Source organism: Acidovorax sp. Root568, from assembly GCF_001427445.1.
Classification (GTDB): Bacteria; Pseudomonadota; Gammaproteobacteria; order Burkholderiales; family Burkholderiaceae_C; genus Acidovorax; species Acidovorax delafieldii.
In genome coordinates this window covers 68,581-89,819 of sequence record NZ_LMGP01000004.1, presented here as the reverse complement: position 1 = coordinate 89,819, position 21,239 = coordinate 68,581, and the positions used below count along the sequence as shown (strand labels likewise).

General features: G+C 64.8%; 19 protein-coding genes and 1 riboswitch. Of the genes, 7 read left to right on the top strand and 12 right to left on the bottom strand.

Features of this window, described 5'->3' with window-relative positions; all coding sequences use genetic code 11:
• The first annotated feature begins 7 nt into the window (after positions 1 to 7).
• Positions 8 to 1,378: a M23 family metallopeptidase gene (locus tag ASD75_RS05355; protein WP_056743850.1), complete on the top strand. Its 1,371-nt coding sequence runs from the start codon at positions 8 to 10 to the stop codon at positions 1,376 to 1,378.
• Positions 1,379 to 1,413: 35 nt separating this feature from the next.
• Positions 1,414 to 2,523: an anhydro-N-acetylmuramic acid kinase gene (locus ASD75_RS05350; protein WP_056743848.1), complete on the top strand. Its 1,110-nt coding sequence runs from the start codon at positions 1,414 to 1,416 to the stop codon at positions 2,521 to 2,523.
• Between the two features lie 33 nt (positions 2,524 to 2,556).
• Here ASD75_RS05350 and mdtD read toward each other — a convergent pair whose 3' ends face one another.
• The 7 genes from mdtD to ASD75_RS05315 all read right to left on the bottom strand — a co-directional run bounded on the left by mdtD (position 2,557) and on the right by ASD75_RS05315 (position 8,924).
• Positions 2,557 to 3,978, bottom strand: a complete 1,422-nt coding sequence (gene mdtD / locus ASD75_RS05345; protein ID WP_056743846.1) for a multidrug transporter subunit MdtD — start codon at positions 3,976 to 3,978, stop codon at positions 2,557 to 2,559.
• Positions 3,979 to 4,081: 103 nt separating this feature from the next.
• Positions 4,082 to 4,447 (bottom strand): iron-sulfur cluster insertion protein ErpA, encoded by a 366-nt coding sequence (erpA, locus tag ASD75_RS05340; RefSeq protein ID WP_008907234.1) that lies wholly within the window; start codon positions 4,445 to 4,447, stop codon positions 4,082 to 4,084.
• Between the two features lie 60 nt (positions 4,448 to 4,507).
• Positions 4,508 to 4,906 carry a polymer-forming cytoskeletal protein gene (locus ASD75_RS05335; protein ID WP_056057955.1) on the bottom strand — a complete coding sequence of 133 codons (399 nt, stop codon included), beginning with the start codon at positions 4,904 to 4,906 and terminating at the stop codon, positions 4,508 to 4,510.
• Positions 4,907 to 5,061: 155 nt separating this feature from the next.
• The gene (locus ASD75_RS05330) at positions 5,062 to 5,772 is read right to left on the bottom strand and encodes a DUF6776 family protein (protein ID WP_056743844.1); all 711 of its coding nucleotides are present in this window, start codon (positions 5,770 to 5,772) and stop codon (positions 5,062 to 5,064) included.
• A gap of 157 nt (positions 5,773 to 5,929) precedes the next feature.
• Positions 5,930 to 6,322 carry a 30S ribosomal protein S9 gene (rpsI, locus tag ASD75_RS05325; protein ID WP_005798582.1) on the bottom strand — a complete coding sequence of 131 codons (393 nt, stop codon included), beginning with the start codon at positions 6,320 to 6,322 and terminating at the stop codon, positions 5,930 to 5,932.
• A gap of 11 nt (positions 6,323 to 6,333) precedes the next feature.
• Positions 6,334 to 6,765 (bottom strand): 50S ribosomal protein L13, encoded by a 432-nt coding sequence (rplM, locus tag ASD75_RS05320; protein ID WP_015015720.1) that lies wholly within the window; start codon positions 6,763 to 6,765, stop codon positions 6,334 to 6,336.
• Positions 6,766 to 6,956: 191 nt separating this feature from the next.
• Positions 6,957 to 8,924, bottom strand: a complete 1,968-nt coding sequence (locus tag ASD75_RS05315; protein ID WP_056743841.1) for a serine/threonine-protein kinase — start codon at positions 8,922 to 8,924, stop codon at positions 6,957 to 6,959.
• A 250-nt stretch (positions 8,925 to 9,174) separates the two neighbouring features.
• On the opposite strand from ASD75_RS05315, the gene ASD75_RS05310 reads away from it, so the two are divergent.
• On the top strand, positions 9,175 to 10,062 hold the full coding sequence (locus ASD75_RS05310; protein WP_056743839.1) for a 23S rRNA (adenine(2030)-N(6))-methyltransferase RlmJ: 888 nt from the start codon (positions 9,175 to 9,177) through the stop codon (positions 10,060 to 10,062).
• A 34-nt stretch (positions 10,063 to 10,096) separates the two neighbouring features.
• Here the strand turns inward: ASD75_RS05310 and ASD75_RS05305 are convergent, their stop codons facing one another.
• The 4 genes from ASD75_RS05305 to ahcY form a co-directional block, all read right to left on the bottom strand.
• Positions 10,097 to 10,483, bottom strand: a complete 387-nt coding sequence (locus tag ASD75_RS05305; RefSeq protein WP_369817452.1) for a septal ring lytic transglycosylase RlpA family protein — start codon at positions 10,481 to 10,483, stop codon at positions 10,097 to 10,099.
• 176 nt (positions 10,484 to 10,659) lie between these two features.
• A complete protein-coding gene (metF, locus tag ASD75_RS05300) occupies positions 10,660 to 11,511 on the bottom strand; it encodes a methylenetetrahydrofolate reductase [NAD(P)H] (protein WP_056743835.1) in 852 nt (283 codons plus the stop codon).
• Positions 11,508 to 12,494: a TlyA family RNA methyltransferase gene (locus tag ASD75_RS05295; RefSeq protein WP_056743913.1), complete on the bottom strand. Its 987-nt coding sequence runs from the start codon at positions 12,492 to 12,494 to the stop codon at positions 11,508 to 11,510. The genes metF and ASD75_RS05295 overlap by 4 nt, the downstream gene beginning before the upstream one ends.
• Before the next feature lie 150 nt (positions 12,495 to 12,644).
• Positions 12,645 to 14,078: an adenosylhomocysteinase gene (gene ahcY, locus ASD75_RS05290; protein WP_056743912.1), complete on the bottom strand. Its 1,434-nt coding sequence runs from the start codon at positions 14,076 to 14,078 to the stop codon at positions 12,645 to 12,647.
• A gap of 73 nt (positions 14,079 to 14,151) precedes the next feature.
• A riboswitch (S-adenosyl-L-homocysteine riboswitch) is annotated at positions 14,152 to 14,231 on the bottom strand.
• Between the two features lie 176 nt (positions 14,232 to 14,407).
• On the opposite strand from ahcY, the gene ASD75_RS05285 reads away from it, so the two are divergent.
• The 4 genes from ASD75_RS05285 to ASD75_RS05265 all read left to right on the top strand — a co-directional run bounded on the left by ASD75_RS05285 (position 14,408) and on the right by ASD75_RS05265 (position 19,801).
• A complete protein-coding gene (locus ASD75_RS05285; protein WP_056743833.1) occupies positions 14,408 to 16,033 on the top strand; it encodes a peptide chain release factor 3 in 1,626 nt (541 codons plus the stop codon).
• A gap of 80 nt (positions 16,034 to 16,113) precedes the next feature.
• Positions 16,114 to 17,079 (top strand): glycosyltransferase family 2 protein, encoded by a 966-nt coding sequence (locus ASD75_RS05280; RefSeq protein ID WP_192422255.1) that lies wholly within the window; start codon positions 16,114 to 16,116, stop codon positions 17,077 to 17,079.
• Positions 17,057 to 17,449, top strand: a complete 393-nt coding sequence (locus ASD75_RS24265) for a GtrA family protein (RefSeq protein ID WP_056743831.1) — start codon at positions 17,057 to 17,059, stop codon at positions 17,447 to 17,449. The genes ASD75_RS05280 and ASD75_RS24265 overlap by 23 nt, the downstream gene beginning before the upstream one ends.
• A gap of 1,530 nt (positions 17,450 to 18,979) precedes the next feature.
• Positions 18,980 to 19,801: an HAD-IIB family hydrolase gene (locus ASD75_RS05265; RefSeq protein ID WP_200947565.1), complete on the top strand. Its 822-nt coding sequence runs from the start codon at positions 18,980 to 18,982 to the stop codon at positions 19,799 to 19,801.
• 189 nt (positions 19,802 to 19,990) lie between these two features.
• Here ASD75_RS05265 and ASD75_RS05260 read toward each other — a convergent pair whose 3' ends face one another.
• Entirely contained in the window at positions 19,991 to 21,232 is a 1,242-nt protein-coding gene (locus tag ASD75_RS05260; protein ID WP_056743825.1) for an ROK family transcriptional regulator, read from the bottom strand.
• Positions 21,233 to 21,239: the final 7 nt, after the last annotated feature.

Genomic DNA, 21,239 nt, shown 5'->3' with positions numbered 1-21,239 from the left:
TAGACCTTTGATTCACGGCCTCACTACGGTCCGCACCGCCAGCATCGCTTTGCTTGACCGGCTGTCCCGCACGATCCAACAACATCCCAAACGCATCACCGCCGCCGTTGCAGCCATCCTGCTGACGGGCGGCGGCGGCGCATTTGCCGTGGCCTCCTTCGCACCCGACCCGGCCGAGCTGCCGGTGCGCATGGTGAACTACCCGGTCGAATCGCTCGCCGAGAACATGGTGCTGGGACAGCTGGATGCGCCCAGTTTTTCGCTGTTCCGCTCCGAACAGGTGCGCAGCAGCGACACCCCCGAGTCGCTGCTGCAGCGCATGGGCGTGGCCGACCCGGCCGCCGCCGCCTTCATGCGCAGCGACACGCCGGTGCGCCAGAACGTGCTGGGCCGCACCGGCCGCATCGTGTCGGCAGAAACCACCGACGACCACCGCCTGATCCGCCTGACGGTGCGCTGGGTGCCGGACGACAGCGGCAACTTCCGCCGCCTGATCGTCGAGCGCACGGGCGACAACAAGTTTGCGACCCGCATCGAAACCGCCAAGATGACGACCAACAGCCGTCTGGCGGGCGGCATCATCAATAGCTCGCTGTTTGCCGCCACCGACGCGTCGAACATCCCCGACGCCGTGGCCGTGCAAGTGGCCGAACTGTTCTCGGGCAATATCGACTTCCGCCGCTCGCTGCGCAAGGGCGACCGCTTCTCGGTGGTGTACGAAACCCTGGAAGCCGATGGCGAGCCCCTGTCCAGCGGCCGCGTGCTGAGCGCCGAGTTCGTCAACAACGGCAAGACCCACCAGGCCGTCTGGTTCCAGGAACCCAACGCCACCAAGGGCGCGTACTACACGCTGGACGGCGAAAGCATGCGCCGCGCCTACCTGACCTCGCCCGTCGAGTTCTCGCGCGTGACCAGCGGCTTCAAGATGCGCCTGCACCCCATCCTGCAAACCTGGCGCGCCCACCTGGGCACCGACTTTGCGGCGCCCACTGGCACCGCCGTGCGCACCGTGGGCGATGGCGTGGTGGAGTTTGCGGGTGTGCAGAATGGCTACGGCAACGTGGTGTTCGTCAAGCACCGCAACCAGCACGTCACGGTGTATGCCCACCTGAGCCGCATTGACGTGCGCCAGGGCCAGTCGGTCGAACAAGGCCAGACGCTGGGCGCCGTGGGCGCCACGGGCTGGGCCACCGGCCCGCACCTGCACTTCGAGTTCCGCGTCAACGGCGTGCACCAGGACCCGATGACCATCGTCGCCCAGAGCGAAGCCGCAGCACCGGTGTCTGCAGCCGCACGCCCCGCGTTTGACCGCCTCGCGGCCAACATGCGTGTCCAGCTGAACGCCGCTGCGCTCATCGAGCAGGCCAGCGCAGACTGATCGCCCCCGCACCTCCAGACACCACCCGTCAGGCCATGTCCGATCTGTACATCGGCCTGATGTCGGGCACCTCGCTCGACGGGATCGACGGGGTGCTGGCTGATTTCTCGGGCCCGCGCCTGCAGGTCACACACCACGCCAGCGCCGCCTTTGCCCCCGCACTGCGCACCGAGCTGCTGGCTCTCAATACCCCCGGCGACAACGAACTGCACCGTGCGGCCCTCGCAGGCAACGCGCTATCCCGGGCCTATGCCGGGGTGGTGCACACCCTGCTGCAGCGCAGCGGTCACCCGGCGAGCGCCATCCGTGCAATAGGTGCCCACGGGCAGACGGTGCGGCACCGCCCCCAGGAATTTGACGGCACAGGCTACACACTACAACTGGGCAACCCCGCCCTGCTGGCCGAGCTGACGGGCATCACCGTGGTGGCCGACCTGCGCAGCCGCGACGTGGCCGCGGGCGGCCAAGGTGCGCCGCTGGTGCCCGCCTTCCACCAGGGCGTGTTCGGCCGGCCGGACGAGACGGTGCTGGTGCTGAACATTGGCGGCATCTCCAACCTCAGCGTGCTGGGGGCAGATGGCAGCGTGCTGGGCTTCGACTGCGGCCCGGGCAACGCCCTCATGGACCACTGGTGCCAGCAGCACACCGGCCAGCCGTTTGACAAGGATGGTGCCTGGGCCGCCACGGGCCAGGTGCTGCCGGACCTGCTGGCTGCGTTGCTGCAGGAGCCGTATCTGCACAAGGCCCCCCCAAAAAGCACGGGCCGCGACCTGTTCAACCCCGCCTGGCTGGCAACGCACCTGCAGCCCTTTGCGCAGGCCGCAGCGGCCGACGTACAGGCCACATTGACCGAATTCACCGCAAGCGCTAGTGCCATATGCGCCAAAAGCTATCTAAACAATAGCAAAAACCTGGCCGTATGCGGCGGTGGTGCGCTCAATGGCCAGCTCATGCAGCGGCTGCAGGCTGCCTGCCCGTCCTTGCAGGTGGTGGCCACCGATGCGCTGGGCCTGCCCGCCCTGCAGGTGGAGGCCGCCGCGTTTGCCTGGCTGGCACGCCAGGCGCTGCAGGGGGCGCCAGGCAACCTGCCCAGCGTGACCGGTGCGGCCGGTAGCCGTGTGCTGGGCGCGGTGTACCCCGCCTGAACCGTCCGGTCTACACAGCCCTGGACAGGGCGATCAGCCGTGGTCCCCGGCATCAACCGAGGCGCCTGCCTGGGTGCCGGAACGGTCTTGCGGCGACAGTTGCCAGAAGATACCGGCTGAAGCCACCGTGATCAGTCCCATGCAGGCAAACGTGGCCTGAAAGGCTTGCAGGGTCTGTGCCGCGCCGGTGGGCTGGAAGAAATCGGTGAACGCCGCCAGCACCGCCCCCGCCGCAGCCACCCCCATCCCCATGGCCACCATTTGCACCATGGACAGCAGGCTGTTGCCGCTGCTGGCCATGTCGTGCCCCAGGTCCTTGAGGGTCACGGTATTCATGGCCGTGAACTGCAGCGAGTTCACCGCACCAAACACCGCCAGCTGCACCACATGCACCCACAGCGGTTGCGAGGGTGCCGCCAGCCCGAAGCTGGCCATGGTCACCCCCACCAGCAGCGTGTTGCCCACCAGCACCTGGCGGTAGCCGAAGCGGGTGATCAGCGTGGTGGTGAACCGCTTCATGGACATGCCCGCCACCGCCACGGGCAGCATCATCATGCCCGCCTGCAGCGGCGAATAGCCCATGGTGACCTGCAGCAGCAACGGAATGAGGAACGGCATGCACGAGCTGCCCAGCCGCGCAAACAGGTTGCCCAGCAGCCCGATGCGCAAGGTGTCCACCGAAAACAGCCGGGGCGAAAACAAGGGGTCGGGCCGCCGCGCCGCGTGCAGCCAGTAGGCCACCAGGCTCGCCAGACCGAAGATCATGAGCACCAGCACGCTCGCCTGCCGCAGCCCCAGGCTGGCCAGGCCATCCAGCGCCAGCGACAGCGCCACCATGCCAAAGGCGAGCATCAGGTAGCCCGCCAGATCAAACCGCGCCACCGTCGGCGCGGGTACCCCGGGCATGTAGCGCATGGTGGCGGCACAGCCCAGCAGGCCCACCGGCACGTTGATCAGGAAGATCCAGTGCCAGGAGGCCACCTCAACCAGCCAGCCACCCAGCGTGGGACCGATCAGCGGGCCGATCAGCCCGGGAATGGCCACAAAACTCATGGCCTGCAAGAACTTCTCGCGCGGAAAGGTGCGCAACACCACCAGCCGCCCCACGGGCAGCAGCAGCGCGCCGCCCAGCCCCTGGAGCACCCGGGCGGCCACCAGTTGGGTCAGGCTGTGCGACAGCGCACAGAACACCGAGCCCGCCACAAAAAAGACGATGGCCAGAAAGTACACCCGGCGCGCACCAAACCGGTCGGCCACCCAGCCCGATGCCGGAATCAGCATCGCCATGGCCAGCGAATACGCAACAACCACCGACTGCATGCGCAGCGGGCTCTCGCCCAGGCTCTGCGCCATGGCGGGCAGCGCGGTGTTGACGATGGTGGCGTCCAGCGTCTGCATGAAGAAGCCGACGGCCACCAGCCACAGCAGTACTTTCTGGGAGGGTTCCTGGTGCATGGTTTGCAGGGTTTTCAAACGAAACGAACGCACCCCATGAAAAAACCGCCCGAAGGCGGTTGATTCAGTCAGGGGTGCAGGGCTGCGCCTGTCACGGTGCCCCTCAGGCCGAGAAGCTGGAGCCGCAGCCGCAGGTGGTGGTGGCGTTCGGATTCTTGATCACGAACTGCGCACCTTGCAGGTCTTCCTTGTAGTCGATCTCGGCACCCACCAGATACTGGTAGCTCATGGCGTCGATGAGCAGCGACACACCGTTCTTGGTCATGGTGGTGTCGTCTTCGTTGGTAATTTCATCGAACGTGAAGCCGTATTGGAAGCCGGAGCAGCCGCCGCCTTGCACAAACACCCGCAACTTCAGGTCGGGGTTGCCTTCTTCGGCAATCAGGTCCGCCACCTTGGCCGCCGCGCTGTCGGTGAACAGGATGGGGGCGGGCATTTCGGTCTGGATGTTTTCGGCAACTGCGCTCATGGGGTACTCCGGGTTCAGGGTTTGCAGGGAATACTACTGCAAACCTCTCGGGAATTCAGGTCACTGGCTGTTTGACGCTAACTTCAGTGGGGGCTTTTCCTCCACCAGCACGGCCATTGGAATCAATTGCCCCGCGATCACGGCGCCCTGGTGCATCTCCAGGGCCTTGTAATGCACATTGCCCGTGATCTGCGCCTTGGGCTGCAGCTCCAGCAGCTCTCCCGCATGCACAGGGCCCAGCACCTGGCCGTTGATGATCACATGGTCGGCATGCACCGCCCCCTCGACCCGCGCCGTCTCGGAAATCACGAGGATGCTGGGCTGGTCCGCCGCCGCCCGGATATCGCCGACCACTTCACCGTCAATGCGCATGCCCTCGGCAAAATGCACATTGCCTTCGATCTTGGTGCCCTGCGCCACCAGGCTTTTGATGGGTGGCTGCTTTTTACGCGAGAACATGGTCGGAAGACTCCTGAAGTGCCAGGCGGTTACAAAGGCCCGCTTGGGGATGGAATTCGTGCCAGCAAGGCGGCAGGTTGTGGGTGGCAGCTGGGGCTGGATTGCCGGGGCGAGAGCGCTAAAACCTGATCAGCGCATCCACCGTCCACCCTGCACTATTCGATGGCCATGGTCTGGCTGGTGCGTACGGTGGCGCCCTCCAGCACGCGCGCGGTCACGGTTTTTACCACGGCCTGCGGCGGCAGATCGAGCACGCCCTCGATGCGGCGGTATTGTTTGACCTGCAGCGACTGGCCTTGGGGTGGCTGGGTCTGTGCCCACGGTTTGCCATCCAGAGTGCCCGCCAGCACAAACTCCAGCCGCCCGTTGAACTCCGGCGCATTGCGGGCGGCCTGGATCACCAGCACCTGCCAACGCAGCTGCATCCCGCCCAGCACCTCAGCCTGCAGCGCGCGAATGGCCAGCCCATCGGTCTTGGCCGCAGGGATCAGCTTTTCAAAGAAGCCCAGATCCTCGCGCAGCGTGCGATTGTCGGCTTCAAGCTGGCGCACCTGGGCCATCAGGCTCTCCTTGGCAGCGCGTTCGGTGGCCAGCAGGCTCTCGGCGGTCAATGCCACCGTCTGGCGCTCCTGGCCCTCTTCGCGCAGGCGGCTGATCTCCGTCTTCATCTGGATCACTTCGTCACGCGAAACGGTATCGATCCCGGCAATGGATTTGCCGAATTCAAAGGCCCACAACGCCACGGCAGCGCAGAAACCCATCACCACGGCCAGGGCCAGCCATCGAAAGGGCCAGGGCAAGGCGCTGCGGATGGCCACCCGGGGGGCACTGATGGTCAACCGACGGCGAAGCAGGCGAAAGCGCATAGGCTCAACAGGCGGACCATGGAAGGCCTTCCCAAAAAACGAAAAGAGCGCACCATAAACGAAAAAACCGCCCGAAGGCGGTTTTTCTCTGTAAAGCACCCGCGAGGAGTGCCTTGCAGTGGATGCTGCACAAGGCAACATCCGGCAGGGCCACAGCTTAACGCTTGGAGAACTGCTTGGCGCGGCGTGCGGAGTGCAGACCGACCTTCTTACGCTCGACTTCACGGGCATCGCGGGTCACGAAGCCAGCTTGGCTCAGGACGGGCTTGAGGGATGCGTCGTAATCGATCAGGGCGCGGGTGATACCGTGGCGGGCAGCGCCAGCCTGGCCGGATTCACCACCACCGTGCACGTTGATCTGGATGTCGAAGGTTTCGACATGGTTGGTCAACGCCAGGGGTTGCTTGGCAATCATGATCGAGGTTTCGCGGCCGAAGTAGGACTGGATGTCCTTGCCGTTCACCGTGATCTTGCCGGAGCCTTTTTTCAGAAACACGCGGGCGACGCTGGACTTGCGACGGCCGGTGCCATTGTTCCATTCACCAATCATCTCAAGGCTCCTTAGATTTCCAGCACTTTGGGCTGCTGGGCGGTGTGGGGATGCTCAGCACCACCGTACACCTTGAGTTTCTTGATCATCGCGTAGCCAAGGGGGCCCTTGGGCAGCATGCCCTTGACAGCCTTTTCCAGCGCGCGGCCGGGGTGCTTGGCTTGCATGTCGCGGAAGTTCGTGGCCGTGATACCGCCGGGATAACCCGAGTGACGGTAGTACACCTTGTCCAGGGACTTGGTGCCGGTGACCTTGAGTTGGGCTGCGTTGATAACGACGATGAAGTCACCGGTATCGACGTGAGGCGTGTAAATGGCCTTGTGTTTGCCGCGCAAACGGAGAGCAACTTCGCTGGCTACTCGTCCGAGGACCTTGTTGGTCGCGTCAATCACAAACCACTCGTGCACGACCTCAGCGGGCTTTGCGCTGAAAGTAGTTGTCATGAGTTTTCTCTTCAAAAGAGGGTTTGGCGGGTCCTTTTCCACGGTCGGTGCTTCTCTGAAGGAAGCCTCTTAGGTGGCAAAAAGTCTTCGCCGCGGGACCACAAAAGCGCTGCGAAGCCTTCCATTATACGAAAGAGCCATGCGTTAGCGCAAGAGCACCCCAGCCACGGCCCTCGGGGCACCTGCTCCGGTCAGTTCGGCGTCTGGCGGCGGCGCTGCTCGTCGGCCTCGTAACGGCGACGGTTTTCCACGCAGACAGTTTGATTGGCCTGGGACGGTTTCTGGCATTCTTGGTGAATACACATCGGGCGGGCCAGGAAGTTGGCGTCGGCGCACACCTCTTGCGGCGAGGGCAGACGGGGCGGCGGCGCGGGGCGGGGCTTGGGCTCGGCCACCACCGGAGGCGGCGCCGGCACAGGCTCTTCATGCACCACGATGGGTGTGGGTGCGGGCTCTGCGCCTGCACGCTTGGCCACCCGGGGGCTCGGTTTGGGTGCAGACGCAACCACAAAGGCAGGAGCAGGTGCGGCCGCAGAGGCGGCGCTGGCTGACGCCACTGCGCCATCCGAGCTCAGACCTTGCGCGTCGCCCCCGGCAGCAGCCGGAGCGCTGACCTCCACCAGGGCTGCGTCTGAAGCAGCCGCTGCGGCAGGCCGCTCGGCCATCTCCGTAATGATCTCGTCCCGGGGCGGCTTGCTGCCCTGGCTCCAGCGCCAACCGGCGCCAGCCACCACAGCCACCAACGCCGCCACCACGATGCCCGCCACCAAAGGGGAACGCCGTGGGGATGGGGTCGGCTTGCCATTGCTGCGCACTACATCCCGCTCCAAAGGCGCAGAACGCCGATCGGCTGCACGCGACCCGCCCGCGCCCGGTGAACGGTGGTGTGGCAGGTCCTCAAAGCGCGAATCGTCGTCGGCCACCACGGTATCGCCGGCATCGATGAACACCGTGTCGCCAGCATCGGCCGCCACGGTGTCAGGACCAGCCAGCATGACCGTGTCCCCACCAAAATCATCGCCAGGGCGGCTGGCATCAGATGCGGGAGCCGCCGCCACCAAGTCCTCACGCTGGGCCTGTGCCTGCATCTCGGCCACGATCTTGGGGGCGGAGGTCACGTCCACGGTAGGTGCGGCCAGACCCGGGCCAGGCTGGTCGGCGGGCTCCACCCAGATGTCGCCCAACTCCGCCCGGAAGTCGAAGTGCTGCACATCGTCCGGCGCCGAGGTCATCTCCATGGTCTGGAGAAAGGCATCAATGCTCTGTGGGCGGTCCTCGGGCCGAAGGGCCAGCGATTGGGCAATCGCCGCGACAAAAGGCGCTGAATACTCCACCCCAAACTGCCGCTTGACGGTTTTGGCGATACGGGAGAACGACACCATGCGGTCACGGATGGAGCGCAGCGTGGCGGGCAGAGGCGTGTCATTGGCCAGACACCCGTGCATGACCGCCGCCAGCGAGTACAAGTCGCTCCACGGGCCTTGGCGCAGTTCCTCGTCGCCGTCGGAATACTGCTCGATGGGGGCGTAGTTCACCTTCAGCACGGCCGTGTGCTTGCGGTCCTGGTCGTTGATGGCGTGCCGGGCGGCGCCCAGGTCCAGCAGCACCGGCGGACCGTTGTCCTGCAGGAAAATGTTATCGGGCGAAATGTCGCGGTGCAGCGTGTTGCCATCGTGCAGCACGCGCAGCGCATCCAGCACCGACCACAGCAGCTTGCGCAGCCAGGCCTCGGGTGGGGGGGTGCGCATCTGTGCACGGGCTTGCTTGAACGTCATGCCCGAGTACAGTGGCATGACCATGTAGGCTGTGTTGTTGGCCTCCCAGAAGCGGAACACCTTGACCAGAGAGGGGTGGTCAAACTGCGCCAGCAGACGGGCCTCGCCCACAAAAGAGACCAGCCCGGCCTGGAAGGTCTGCTGGTCGGACGAGGACCGCACCCAGAGCGACTGCCCTTGCGAGCGTCCGGCCAGCGCCGAGGGCATGTACTCCTTGATGGCCACCGCCCGGTGCAGGGAATGGTCAAACGCCTTGTAGACCATGCCAAACCCGCCCACCCCCAGCAACCCCAGGATCTCGAACTCCGCCAGGCGGGTGCCAGGGGGCAGCGCATCGATATGGCTGACACCACTGGCGGGGGCTGTGCTGGAGCTTGCGGTCATGGTCAGAGGACGGGGCGGGCTGGCAATTTCAAATGCAAATCAATGAGGCAACTACGGCGACGGCGAAACGCTGACCCCGCCGCAGGCGCGATCATGAAGCATGGCCGCGCCGGATTTGGCAACAAATGGCTAACAAAGTGCGGCCTGTCTGCCAAAAACATCACGTCCCCCGCCACCACACGGCCCCCCGATTGTGCCGCGCCCGGACATGGGAGCCCCCTTGGCACAACACACTCGTTACCATTGGGCCATGTTCAGTTATCGCCACGCCTTCCACGCAGGCAACCATGCCGATGTGCTCAAGCACACCGTCCTGATTGCCGCCTTGCAACATCTCACCGAAAAAGACGCGGCGCTGACCGTGCTGGACACCCATGCGGGCGCGGGCCTGTACCGGCTGGACGGGGACTATGCCAGCACCAGTGGCGAAGCCGCCGATGGCGTGGCCCGGCTGTTTGCGCCAACCACCCCCGCCCTCACCCCCGCCCTGCAGGCCTATGTGGACATGGTGGGCGCCTTCAACCAGGGCAAGGCGCTGCGCGTGTACCCCGGATCGCCCTTCATCACCCAGCGCCTGCTGCGCGACCACGACAAGCTCAAGCTGTTTGAGCTGCACCCCACCGACCTGCGCGCGCTGGCCGGCAACGTGGCCCAGCTGGAGGCAGGCCGTCAGGTGGCCGTGCTGCACGAGGACGGCTTTGAGGGCATCAAAAAGTTCCTACCCCCACCGGCCCGGCGCGCCCTGGTGCTGTGCGATCCCAGCTATGAAATCAAGAGCGACTACGCCAAGGTGCTCGACATGGCGGCCGACTCGCTCAAGCGTTTTGCCACGGGCACCTATGCGTTCTGGTACCCCATCATTCCGCGCCCCGAAGCCCACGACCTGCCCCGCCGCCTGAAAACGCTGGCCACCAAGGCGGGCAAAAGCTGGCTGCACGCCACGCTCACCGTCAAATCGAGCAAGGTCACGGAAACGGTCACGGGCGACACCAAGCGCCCAGGCCTGCCCGCCAGCGGCATGTTCCTGATCAACCCGCCCTACACATTGAAGGCCGCGCTCAAAGACGCCTTGCCCCAGATGGCCGAGCTGCTGGCGCAGGACAAACACGCCACCCACACGCTCGAATCGGGCGGCTGACCGGCCTCCTAAGAACCTGTCCAAAAGCCTGGCGTCAGGGCGCCGCCGGGCAGTCCTTGTCGTCGTCCTGCAGGGCAAACAGCTCCACTGGCTTCAGCCCCAGGCCCACCATACCCAGCGCCTCGGCGGCGCCCCGGCTCAAATCAATCACCCGGTTGCGGGTGTGTGGACCACGGTCGTTGATGCGCACGATCACCGTGCGCCCTGTGGCCTGGCTGCGTACGCACACGCGTGAGCCAAAGGGCAGCGTGGGGTGCGCGGCCGTGAGCGCTCGCATGTCAAACAGCTCCCCGCTGGCAGTACGCCGCCGGTGGAACTGCGCCCCGTACCATGAGGCAAGGCCCACTTCATCCGCCTCCAGGCTGAGCGGCGACCCGGCAGGAGTGTTCGGCTCCGGTTTGGCCGGGGGATCGATCAGCATGGCCTCACCCGGCACGGACAAGAGATTAGGGGCCAGCGCATCCGGCTCAGCTTGCAACCCCTGGGCCTGAACAGCGGCGCAGGCGCTGCACAGCAGCCACAGACCCACCGCTCGCCGCAGCAGCACCCGCAGGGCAGCGCCGCGATGGGCCCCGGGAGGCTGTGTGCCCCCCGCCATCAGATCCCCAGCCGGCGACAGATCTCCAGCGTCGCGGCGCTTTGGTTCATGGTGTAAAAGTGCAGCGCGGGCACACCGGCACTGCGCAGCTGGTCGCACAGGTCGGTCACCACATCCAGGCCAAACGCCTTGATGCTGGCGGTGTCGTCCCCAAACGCCTGCAGCCGCAGGCGGATCCAGCGCGGAATCTCGGCACCGCAGGCATCCGAAAACCGCATCAGCTGCGTGGAGCTGGAAATCGGCATGATGCCCGGAACCACCGGTACGTCGGCACCCAGCTGGTGAGCGTCTTCGACGAAGCGGAAATACGCGTCGCTGTTGTAGAAGTACTGGGTGATCGCGGAGTCCGCGCCCGCACGCACCTTGGTCACATAGGCCTGCAGGTCTGCCTCGGGCGACCTGGCCTGGGGATGCACCTCGGGGTAGGCTGCCACTTCAAGGTGGAAGTCGTGGCCCGTTTCGGCGCGGATGAAGGCCACCAGATCGCTGGCGTACTGGAACTCGCCACCCGCGCCATAGCCGCTGGGCAGGTCGCCGCGCAGCGCCACCAGGCGCTTGACGCCCATGGCCTTGAGTGTGGCCAGCTGCTCGCGCACCGACTGGCGCGTGGCCCCGATGCACGAAAAGTGCGAGGCGGCACCCACGCCTTCGGACAGGATCTCACGCACCGTGCCGAAGGTGCCTTCTTGCGTGGAGCCCCCTGCGCCATAGGTCACCGAGCAGAAGTCGGGGTGCAGGGCATACAGCTGCTGGCGTGCCACGCGCAGCTTGTCGGCACCTTCAGGCGTCTTGGGCGGAAAAAACTCGAAACTCACCGGGAACCCGGTGCCTTGCGCGTGGGCTGCATTCATGCGGCTCTCCTTGCGTGTACAAAAAATTCTCGGTTGCCATCGCCGCCCTGGATGGGACTATCAATCCACGCCAACACCTCCAGGCCCAACGCGGCGCAGCAATCGCGGATGCGCTGCTCCACCACCGCATACAAGGACTCGTCGCGCACGATACCGCCCTTGCCCACCTGCCCGGGTTGCAGCTCGAACTGCGGCTTGACCAGCATGACCAGGTCGCTCTGGGGCGCCAGCAACGGCACCAACGCAGGCAACACCAGGGTGAGCGAGATGAAAGACAGGTCGCCGGTCACCAGCGTAAAACTGGGCGTGATGTCCACATCGGCGCACTCGGGCCGGCGGCGGCGCTCCACCGGCAGCGTTCCCTGGGCGCGCTGCGCGCGCTCGGACTTGAAGGCCTCGATGTCCTGGTCCTTGGCGTCGTCGCTGTCGTCGTACGCCTCGTCCACCAAGCCGCCATTGCGCATCCAGCTGTAGGGGGCCTCGGGTTGGGTCTCGTTGTCTTCTTCGGGCACGATGACTTCGGACAAGGCCATCTCACAAGCCTGCACCAACGCATCGGGCGTGAGCGAGCGGGCATTGACGCCCTCCACACACACCACACGCAGATCGCTGCGCAGCCGGTCGTGCAACTGGGCGTGGCCCACGTCCACCCCAATCACCTGGGCGGCGCCCTGCTGAAGCAGGCAGTCGGTAAAGCCGCCTGTGCTCTGCCCGACATCCAGGCACCGCAGGCCAGCCACCGACAGGCCCAGCGCCTTGAGCGCGCCTTCCAGCTTGAGCCCGCCGCGCGAGATGTACTTGGCTTCTGCATCGTCCAGCAGCTGCACCTCGGCCACTGACGGAATGTCGTCGCCGTTCTTCACCACCTTCTGCCAGGGCGCCAGCGGCGACAGGCGCCACTGCGCGCCCGAGGCAATCAGGCGCTGCGCCTGCGAGCGCGTGGCAGCGTGGCCACGCTCCACCAAAAATACATCTGCGCGCATCGCGCCCATCCTTTTAGAGTCAAATCGGCTGGTAGCGCTAGTGAATCATGCGCCAGCAGCTATCAATTAAAGAGCAATCAGACATTGCTCCGAGCAACGGCGCCAGACCACCGTGCGCGCGCCCCGTCGCCGGGGCGCGCTGCACAGGGATCAGTAGCGGTAGGTGTCAGGCTTGTAGGGGCCTTGCTTGGGCACGCCAATGTAGGCGGCCTGCTCATCGCTCAGCTCGGTCAGCATGGCGCCCACCTTCTTGAGGTGCAAGCGTGCCACCTTCTCATCGAGGTGCTTGGGCAACACGTAGACCTTGCCGTTCTCGTAGTAGTCGCTGTGCGTGAACAGCTCGATCTGGGCGATGGTCTGGTTGGCGAAGCTCGACGACATCACGAAGCTCGGGTGGCCCGTGCCGCAGCCCAGGTTCACCAGGCGGCCCTTGGCCAGCAGGATGATGCGCTTGCCGTCCGGGAAGATCACGTGGTCCACCTGGGGCTTGATTTCTTCCCACTGGTATTGCTCCAGCGTGGCGACCTGGATTTCGTTGTCAAAGTGGCCGATGTTGCAGACGATAGCCTGGTCCTTCATGGCCAGCATGTGCTCATGGCGGATCACGTCCTTGTTGCCGGTGGTGGTCACGAAGATGTCGGCCTTGTCGGCAGCGTATTCCATGGTCACGACCTTGTAGCCTTCCATTGCGGCCTGCAGGGCGTTGATGGGGTCGATCTCGGTCACCCACACCTGGGCGCTCAGGGCGCGCAGCGCCTGGGCAGAGCCCTTGCCCACGTCGCCGTAGCCCGCCACCACGGCCACCTTGCCGGCGATCATCACGTCGGTGGCGCGCTTGATGCCGTCCACCAGCGACTCACGGCAGCCATACAGGTTGTCGAACTTGGACTTGGTCACCGAGTCGTTCACGTTGATGGCGCGGAACATCAGCGAGCCCTTGGCCGACATTTCCTTCAGGCGGTGCACGCCCGTGGTGGTTTCTTCGGTCACGCCGATGATCTGGGCGCTCTTGCGGCTGTACCAGGTCGGGTCTTGCGCCAGCTTGGCCTTGATGGAGGCGAACAGGCAGGTTTCTTCTTCGCTGGTGGGGTTGGCGATCAGCGATGCGTCCTTTTCGGCGCGCTTGCCCAGATGCATCAGCAGCGTGGCATCACCGCCGTCGTCCAGGATCAGATTGGGGCCTTCGCCCTCGGTGCCGGCAGCGCCGAAGTCAAAGATGCGGTGGGTGTAGTCCCAGTATTCCGCCAGGGTTTCGCCCTTGATGGCGAACACGGGCGTGCCAGCGGCAGCAATCGCGGCAGCGGCGTGGTCTTGTGTGGAGAAGATGTTGCACGATGCCCAGCGCACTTGTGCACCCAGCGCCTGCAGGGTTTCGATCAGCACGGCGGTCTGGATCGTCATGTGCAACGAGCCGGTGATGCGCGCGCCCTTGAGCGGCTGCTTGGCGGCGAATTCTTCGCGGATGGCCATGAGGCCGGGCATTTCCGTTTCGGCGATGCGGATCTCTTTGCGGCCCCATTCGGCCAGGCCGATGTCGGCAATGATGCAGTCGGTGTTGACCGGGGCGTTGACGCGTGCGTTCATGATGGTGTGCTCCAAAGCATGTTTGAAAAGCCACTGCGCGAAGGGGATGGTCGATACGACTCACCGCACGCGAAGTGGATGAGCGTCGTTGCTAGATGACTCCGAGCCTCACGCCCCGCCTGTGCTGGGGACGCTGCAACGCTCCTCGGATCGGCGGATTATAAAAGCAAGTGCTCGCCCGGCGCTACGCCAGCGGGGCAATCCATCCCCCAGCCTTGCACGGAACAGTAAAATCCCGCGACCGCAGACCTCGTGGCCTCCCCGCAGGCCCCGCCCCCAGATTCTTGTGCAGGGCACGCTGCCCCGCTCCATCCCACTCAGGAACCCTTGTGTCCTACGCCCCAGAAACCCGGCGCCGCCGCACCTTTGCCATCATTTCCCACCCCGACGCCGGTAAAACGACGCTGACGGAAAAGCTGCTGCTGTTCTCTGGCGCGATCCAGATCGCCGGCGCCGTGAAGGGCCGCAAGGCCAGCCGCCACGCCACCTCCGACTGGATGGAAATTGAAAAGCAGCGCGGCATCTCGGTGGCCTCGTCGGTCATGCAGATGCTCTACCGCGAGCATGTCATCAACCTGCTGGATACGCCCGGCCACAAGGACTTCTCGGAAGATACCTACCGTGTGCTCACCGCCGTCGATTCGGCGCTGATGGTGATCGACGCCGCCAACGGTGTGGAAGCACAAACCCGCCGCCTGATCGAAGTCTGCCGCCAGCGCGACACGCCCATCATTACCTTCGTCAACAAGATGGACCGCGAAGTGCGGGACCCGCTGGACATCATGGACGAAGTGGAGCGCGAGCTGGGCATGCCCTGCTGCCCCATGACCTGGCCCGTAGGCCAGGGCAAGGCCTTCGGCGGCATCATCAACCTGCGCACCAAGACCATGACGGTGTTCGAGTCCGGCAGCGAACGCCGCCCGCAGGACTTTGAATCCATACCTCTGTCGGATGAAACCACGCTGCGCGCGCGCTTCGGCGCCGAGTTTGACGCCGCGCTGGAGAGCATGGAACTGGCCGTGGGCGCATCCCCCGCATGGGACCACGAGGCCTTCCTGGCCGGCAAGCTGACCCCCGTGTTCTTTGGCTCCGGCGTGAACAACTTCGGGGTGATGGAGGTGCTGGACGCACTGGTGGACATGGCACCGCCACCCGGCCCGCGCGTGAGCACGCTCGAAGTCAACAAACAGCCCGTGGTCAAGACCATCCAGCCCGAAGACGAAGGCTTTGCTGGCGTGGTGTTCAAGGTGCAAGCCAACATGGACGCCAACCACCGCGACCGCATCGCCTTCGTGCGCGTGGCGAGCGGCAAGTACACGCCGGGCATGAAGCTCAAGGTGCAGCGCACCGCCAAGGAACTGCGTCCCACCTCGGTCGTGACCTTCATGTCCCAGCGCCGCGAGGCCGTCGAAGAAGCTTATGCAGGCGACATCATCGGCTTTACCACGCACGGCGGCGTGCAGCTGGGCGACACCATCACCGACGGCGCCAACCTGCAGTTCACTGGCCTGCCGTTCTTCGCACCCGAGATGTTCATGACCGTCGTGCTCAAGAACCCGCTGCGCACCAAGCAACTCCAGCAGGGCCTGGCCCAGCTGGGCGAGGAAGGCGCGATCCAGGTCTTCAAGCCCGATGCCGGCGGCAACATGCTGCTGGGCGCCGTGGGCCAGCTGCAGTTCGAAGTGGTGCAGCACCGCCTGAAGGCCGAGTACGACGCCGATGTGCGGCTGGAGGGCTGCCAGTACACGGGCGCGCGTTGGATCACGGCCGACAATGCCGCCGACCTGCGCGCGTTCACCGACGCCTACCCGCTGCGCCTGGCGCACGACGCGGCCGACACACTGGCGTACCTTTGCACCTCGCCCTACGACGTGCGGCTGGCGCAGGAGCGGTTTCCGAAGATCCATTTCCATCCTCTGCGGGAGCATGCGGGGCTGGCTTTGCAGGGAGCATAGTCCGCACAAGGCACAACATTCTTGTGCACTCAGCCCCTCGGATTTTCCTCATGCAGAAATGAATCACCCAGCCTTCGACCATGGAACAGCCACCCCTGAAGCCTCGTCCTTCCTCGCTGACGATCATCTGCCCGATGAAAAACGAGGCTGGAAATCTCGCTGCATTTTTTGCGCGACTGGTTCCCGTTCTGGAGTCCGTTGCGGACACTTACGAAATCCTATGCATCAACGACGGTAGCAGCGATGACACCCTGCCGCAATTACTGCTGGCAAGGGAGCGCAATCCTCACATTCGCATCGCCGACCTGTCACGAAACTTCGGCAAGGAGGCGGCCCTCACCTGCGGCATAGAGCTGGCAAGGGGCGACGTCGTCATCCCCATGGATGCTGACCTCCAGCACCCGCCCGAAGTGATCCCGGACATGGTGCGCCACTGGCGCGAGGGCTTCGAGGTAGTCCTGGCGAAACGGCAAAGCCGCGAGGAGGAACACTGGGCGCGGCGCACAACCGCCGGATGGTTTTACCGCCTGCAGAACAAGATTTCCGAAGTCGATATTCCCGCCGATGTCGGCGATTTCCGACTCATGGACCGCAAGGTCATCGAAGCCCTGAAAAGACTGCCGGAACGCCGCCGCTTCATGAAGGGTCTGTTCGCGTGGGCCGGCTTTCGGCAAACGACGGTCACTTTTGTCTGCGAGCCCCGGTTTGCCGGCGCGAGCAATTTCTCAGGGTGGCGTTTGTGGAATTTTGCGCTGGAAGGTATCACCTCCTTCTCCACGGTCCCGCTTCGCATCTGGACCTACATCGGGTCCACCATTGCGGCCTTCGCCCTGGTTTATGCCATCTTTCTGTTGCTCAAAACCTTGATCTTCGGGCGCGACGTGCCTGGCTACGCTTCGCTGATCACATCCGTTCTCTTTCTCGGCGGACTCCAGCTCGCCGGGCTGGGCGTGCTTGGCGAATACATCGGCCGCATCTATGGGGAAGTGAAGCAGCGACCCATCTACATTGTTCGCGAACTTTATGACTTTCCGGATCGCACCTGATTCCCTATCGAGCAAGATTGCCAAGTTCTCTGGCATCGGTGTCATCAATACGTTGATCCATACGGCCATCGTTGTGCTGTTTGTGGAGCGCCTGGGCGCTCACCCCTCCCTGGCTAACGCCATAGCATTCATGGCCGCCAACATCTTTTCCTATTGGGCCAACCGCCGATGGAATTTCAAGACGGCGGCGTCGCTAGGGCAATACGGGCGCTTTCTCCTCGTGTCCTTGGCCGGGCTGGCCATCACCGTGCTGGTCAGCGGGCTGGCTGCCTGGGCGGGCTGGCATTACCTGGTGGGGCTCGGGATGGTTTTTGTCGCACTTCCGGCGCTCACGTTCCTCCTGCATTGGCGATGGACGTTCAAGCACTGACGACCGGCCGCCTCGCACTGCGCGAAAAGATCGACCGCCACCCCGGGGTCGAGTATCTCAGCGTGACGCTGCTTGTGTCAGTGATCACCCTGCTTGCACACGGCCAGTCACTCCAGGGTTTTTGGCGCTGGGATGACGGCGCGCACCTGAGTTACGCGGCGCAATATGCGCCCTGGCAATATTTCTTCGAGCCCCTCGTTGCCCAAGGGCACTCCAGCGCCAACGTGGCGCCATGGAACCTGCTGTTCTACGATATCAATCTGAGCTTGTTCGGCATGGCCCCGGCTGGCCACTACGCACATTTGCTGTTCGTGATGGCGCTGGGTTCAGTGCTGTTCTACGCCGTGTTGCGGCAGTGGCTGGCGCCCCTGCCTGCACTGGTCGGTGCCGTCGCACTGCTGCTTGGCAAGCCCACAGCCCACATTGCAGCGGGCCTGATGCATGGGCACTATGCGACCGGCTTTCTGTTCGCCATGCTGTCGATCCTGGGCTGGACCCGGCATCTGCAGGGCGGGCGCGAATATTGGCTGGGGCTATCCACCCTTGCCTACCTGCTAGCGACCGCGTGCAAAGAAGTCTACGTACCCCTGGTCATTCTCTTGCCCTTCCTGCCCGTGGGCGGGCTGCGGCAACGGATGCACGCACTGATCCCGTTCGTGCTGATTGCGCTCGCCTATGTGGGATGGCGCTATCTGCTGCTGGGGCGTCTCATGGGGGGCTACAGCCAGGGGATTTTTGAGGCCAGCGAGGCCTTGCGCCAGCTGCTCAAGGTTCCCAAGCTGCTCCTGGGCTCCAAGCCCCCAGGCAACCTTCTTGCACTCGCATTCTTTGGCCTGCTGTGTATCGCTGCCGTGAAACGGCGGTTGAACGGGCCCATGCTCCTCGTATCCTTTGGCATCGTCTTGTTGCCGCTGGTACCACTCACAGCCTTTCCAGGCATCCACAGCCCGGACCGCTACCTGTTTGTGCCATGGATTGCGTTCTCGGCCTGTCTGGCAGCCGTCTGGCCCCAGGGGCTGCGCCCCATGGCTGCAACGCTCTCCAGCGGGGTGCTCGTTGCTGTTCTTGCGGGCGTGCATGCGCAGGAGAAACAGGTGCTGGGGCCCAATCTGGCCTATTGGGACACGCTGTACCGTTTTGCGCTGTCGCTGGACAAAGCACGGCAGGGCATCTTCGTCGCCCCAGAATTCGGTGGCACCGATGAGGGATACAAGCGCTTTGTGCTGACCCGGGCCAGACAAACCGCCGACCTCTTTGTGCCAAATCCTCAGCCGGGCGACCTGCGGGTCGTGGACGAGAAGAGCCCGAGCGCGGACTCCATCGCCTTGGATACCTTGCAGTTTTTCGAATTCAGTGGCGGCCACATGGTCCCCATATCCACCGACAAACTCGCGGAGAAATGGCACAACCCAACGCGCATGCAACCGGCCCAAAGCCCTCGCTGACAACGGATCTCCTTCCGTTCACCCGGAGGGGTGAGCCCAAGCACCAAGCCGCCATGACATCCGCCAACACCCAACCCGCCACACCATGCCTTCTTGCCCCCCCTTGTTGCCACTGAGTGCCTGGATTCCACCGGCCAATCTCGCAGGTCTGTTCACCGACATCGACGACACCCTGACCACCGAGGGCGCCATCACGCCCGACGCACTGCAGGCGCTGGCTGACCTGAAGGCGGCGGGCCTGGTGGTCATTCCCATCACCGGGCGGCCGATTGGCTGGTGCGAGCCTTTCATGGCGGGGCCTGCCGGTTCGACCTGGCCTGTCGATGCCATGGTGGCAGAGAACGGTGCCGTGGCATTTACCCGCAGCTCTGGCACTCAACCAACGCTGGTCAAGCGCTACCAGCAAGACGCCGCCACGCGCAGTGCCAACCAGGCGCGCATGCGTGAGATCGCCGCCCAGGTCGCTGCGGAAGTGCCAGGCGTCGTCCTCAGCCGCGACAGCGCCGGGCGTGAGACGGACCTGGCCTTTGATTACGCAGAGTTCGACCGGCACGCGCCCGACACCGTGGAGCAGGTGCTGGCTGTGCTGCAGCACGCTGGCATGCAGACCACCGTGAGCAGCATCCACATCCATGGCTGCTTTGGGGATTTCAACAAATGGCAGGGTGCCAACTGGATCGTGCGCGAGCTGCTGGGCCGCGACCTGGCGCAGGAGCTGGACCGCTGGGTGTTTGTGGGCGACTCGGGCAATGACCAGGCGATGTTCCAGCACTTCAACCACAGCGTGGGCGTGGCCAATATCGCGCGGTTTGTGCCGCAGCTCACACATCTGCCACGCTATGTGACGCAGGGCGAACGGGGCGCGGGGTTTGCCGAAGTGGCGCGGGCGATCCTGGCGGGGCGCTAACTGTCAGCGAAGCAAGCGCAGCAGGCAACAGGGCGCAGTCGCCACAGCCCCTGGCTGATCGACGCAACTGGGCCAGCGCTCCCAGGAGGGCACAGTGTACGCAAGACCTCCAGGAAGCAGTTTTGACTGAAAACGCCACCTGCGCTAGTGGAATATGCCGTGATAGCTATTGTTTCAATAGCACGACCATCAGGCCTTGAGGAAGATGTCCGTATCCGGCGCAAAACACGCATGCAGCGGCAGCAGCGCCCCGCCCAGCGCGCGGGCGTCCGAGCCCATGGTGCCCAGCTCCAGCCGGGGGGGCTGGTGCAGGCCTTCCCAGTTGTAGTCGGCCAGCGCGTGGCGGGCGCTCTCGCACAGGGCCTGCAGCAGCTCGGGGGCCGCAGCGCCATCGACCACCACGGCGTCCAGATCCAAAAACGCGGTGGCCGAGACGATGCAGTGCGCCAGGCCCACCGCAGCGCGCGCAATCCAGCCCCGGCTGTGTTCCAGCCACGGGGCCTGCAGCACACGTTTGTCGTAGGCGGCCATGGGGTCGAGGCCGTGTTCGCGAAAGCGCTGCTCCAGCTCCCACAGCGAGGCCTGGCTGATGAGCTGCGCGGGCGCCTGGCCCGGCTGGGCGGGTGACAGCGGCAGCGAAGCCACCGCACCTGCGTTGCCATGCAGACCGCGATGCAGGTGCGAGTTGATGACCAGCCCGCCACCCACAAAGGTGTCCATGAACAGGTACAGAAAACTCGGGATGTCGCGTCCCCGCCCCTGCAGCAGCTCGGCGACGCAGGCGGCGGAGGTGTCCTTGGCAAAACTCACGGGCAGCTCGGTCATCTGCTGCACCTTCTCGGCCAGGTCGATGTTGTTCCAGGCTTCGGACTGGGCCTCGGTGAGCCCCAGCATGCGGTGCCAGCCGCCGAGCTGGAACGGCGCTGCCACGCCCACGCCCACCACGCGCGAGCGCAGCGGGCCCAGGCCGTCGAGCAGCTGGTTCAGGTGCGTGCGGATGGCGGGCAACAGCACATCGATGTCGGGGAAGGCGTAGTCGAGCACGATGCGCTCGCGCACATGGCCGGTGAAGTCCACCAGCAGCCAGTCGGCACTGCGGCGGCCGATCTTGATGCCGATGGCAAAGGCGCCGTCGGGGTTCAGGCCAATCGGCACCGAGGGCTGGCCCACGCGGCCGCGCACGGGCGCTTCGCGGCGCAGCAACTGGTCTTCGTCCAGCCGGGCGGTGATGAGTCCGATGGTCTGCGCCGTGAGGCCCGTGACCCGCGCCATCTCGGCCTTGGCCAGGCTGCCATGGGTGCGCAATGCCTGCAGCACCACGCGCTCGTTGAACTGGCGCAGCCCCACGTGGTTGGAGCCGCGCTGGCGCAGCAGCGCGGGGCTGGCGGCAGCGTTGTCAACGGCGGGTAGGGATGCGTCGGTGTCCAGCATGGTGATG

Excerpts from the sequence above, each read along its gene's own strand:
- ASD75_RS05350 (WP_056743848.1), top strand. The coding sequence starts at position 1,414 with ATGTCCGATCTGTACATCGGCCTGATGTCGGGCACCTCGCTCGACGGG.
- mdtD (WP_056743846.1), bottom strand. The coding sequence starts at position 3,978 with ATGCACCAGGAACCCTCCCAGAAAGTACTGCTGTGGCTGGTGGCCGTC.
- erpA (WP_008907234.1), bottom strand. The coding sequence starts at position 4,447 with ATGAGCGCAGTTGCCGAAAACATCCAGACCGAAATGCCCGCCCCCATC.
- ASD75_RS05335 (WP_056057955.1), bottom strand. The coding sequence starts at position 4,906 with ATGTTCTCGCGTAAAAAGCAGCCACCCATCAAAAGCCTGGTGGCGCAG.
- ASD75_RS05330 (WP_056743844.1), bottom strand. The coding sequence starts at position 5,772 with ATGCGCTTTCGCCTGCTTCGCCGTCGGTTGACCATCAGTGCCCCCCGG.
- rpsI (WP_005798582.1), bottom strand. The coding sequence starts at position 6,322 with ATGATTGGTGAATGGAACAATGGCACCGGCCGTCGCAAGTCCAGCGTC.
- rplM (WP_015015720.1), bottom strand. The coding sequence starts at position 6,765 with ATGACAACTACTTTCAGCGCAAAGCCCGCTGAGGTCGTGCACGAGTGG.
- ASD75_RS05315 (WP_056743841.1), bottom strand. The coding sequence starts at position 8,924 with ATGACCGCAAGCTCCAGCACAGCCCCCGCCAGTGGTGTCAGCCATATC.
- ASD75_RS05310 (WP_056743839.1), top strand. The coding sequence starts at position 9,175 with ATGTTCAGTTATCGCCACGCCTTCCACGCAGGCAACCATGCCGATGTG.
- ASD75_RS05305 (WP_369817452.1), bottom strand. The coding sequence starts at position 10,483 with ATGCTGATCGATCCCCCGGCCAAACCGGAGCCGAACACTCCTGCCGGG.
- metF (WP_056743835.1), bottom strand. The coding sequence starts at position 11,511 with ATGAATGCAGCCCACGCGCAAGGCACCGGGTTCCCGGTGAGTTTCGAG.
- ASD75_RS05295 (WP_056743913.1), bottom strand. The coding sequence starts at position 12,494 with ATGCGCGCAGATGTATTTTTGGTGGAGCGTGGCCACGCTGCCACGCGC.
- ahcY (WP_056743912.1), bottom strand. The coding sequence starts at position 14,078 with ATGAACGCACGCGTCAACGCCCCGGTCAACACCGACTGCATCATTGCC.
- ASD75_RS05280 (WP_192422255.1), top strand. The coding sequence starts at position 16,114 with ATGGAACAGCCACCCCTGAAGCCTCGTCCTTCCTCGCTGACGATCATC.
- ASD75_RS24265 (WP_056743831.1), top strand. The coding sequence starts at position 17,057 with ATGACTTTCCGGATCGCACCTGATTCCCTATCGAGCAAGATTGCCAAG.
- ASD75_RS05265 (WP_200947565.1), top strand. The coding sequence starts at position 18,980 with ATGCCTTCTTGCCCCCCCTTGTTGCCACTGAGTGCCTGGATTCCACCG.
- ASD75_RS05260 (WP_056743825.1), bottom strand. The coding sequence starts at position 21,232 with ATGCTGGACACCGACGCATCCCTACCCGCCGTTGACAACGCTGCCGCC.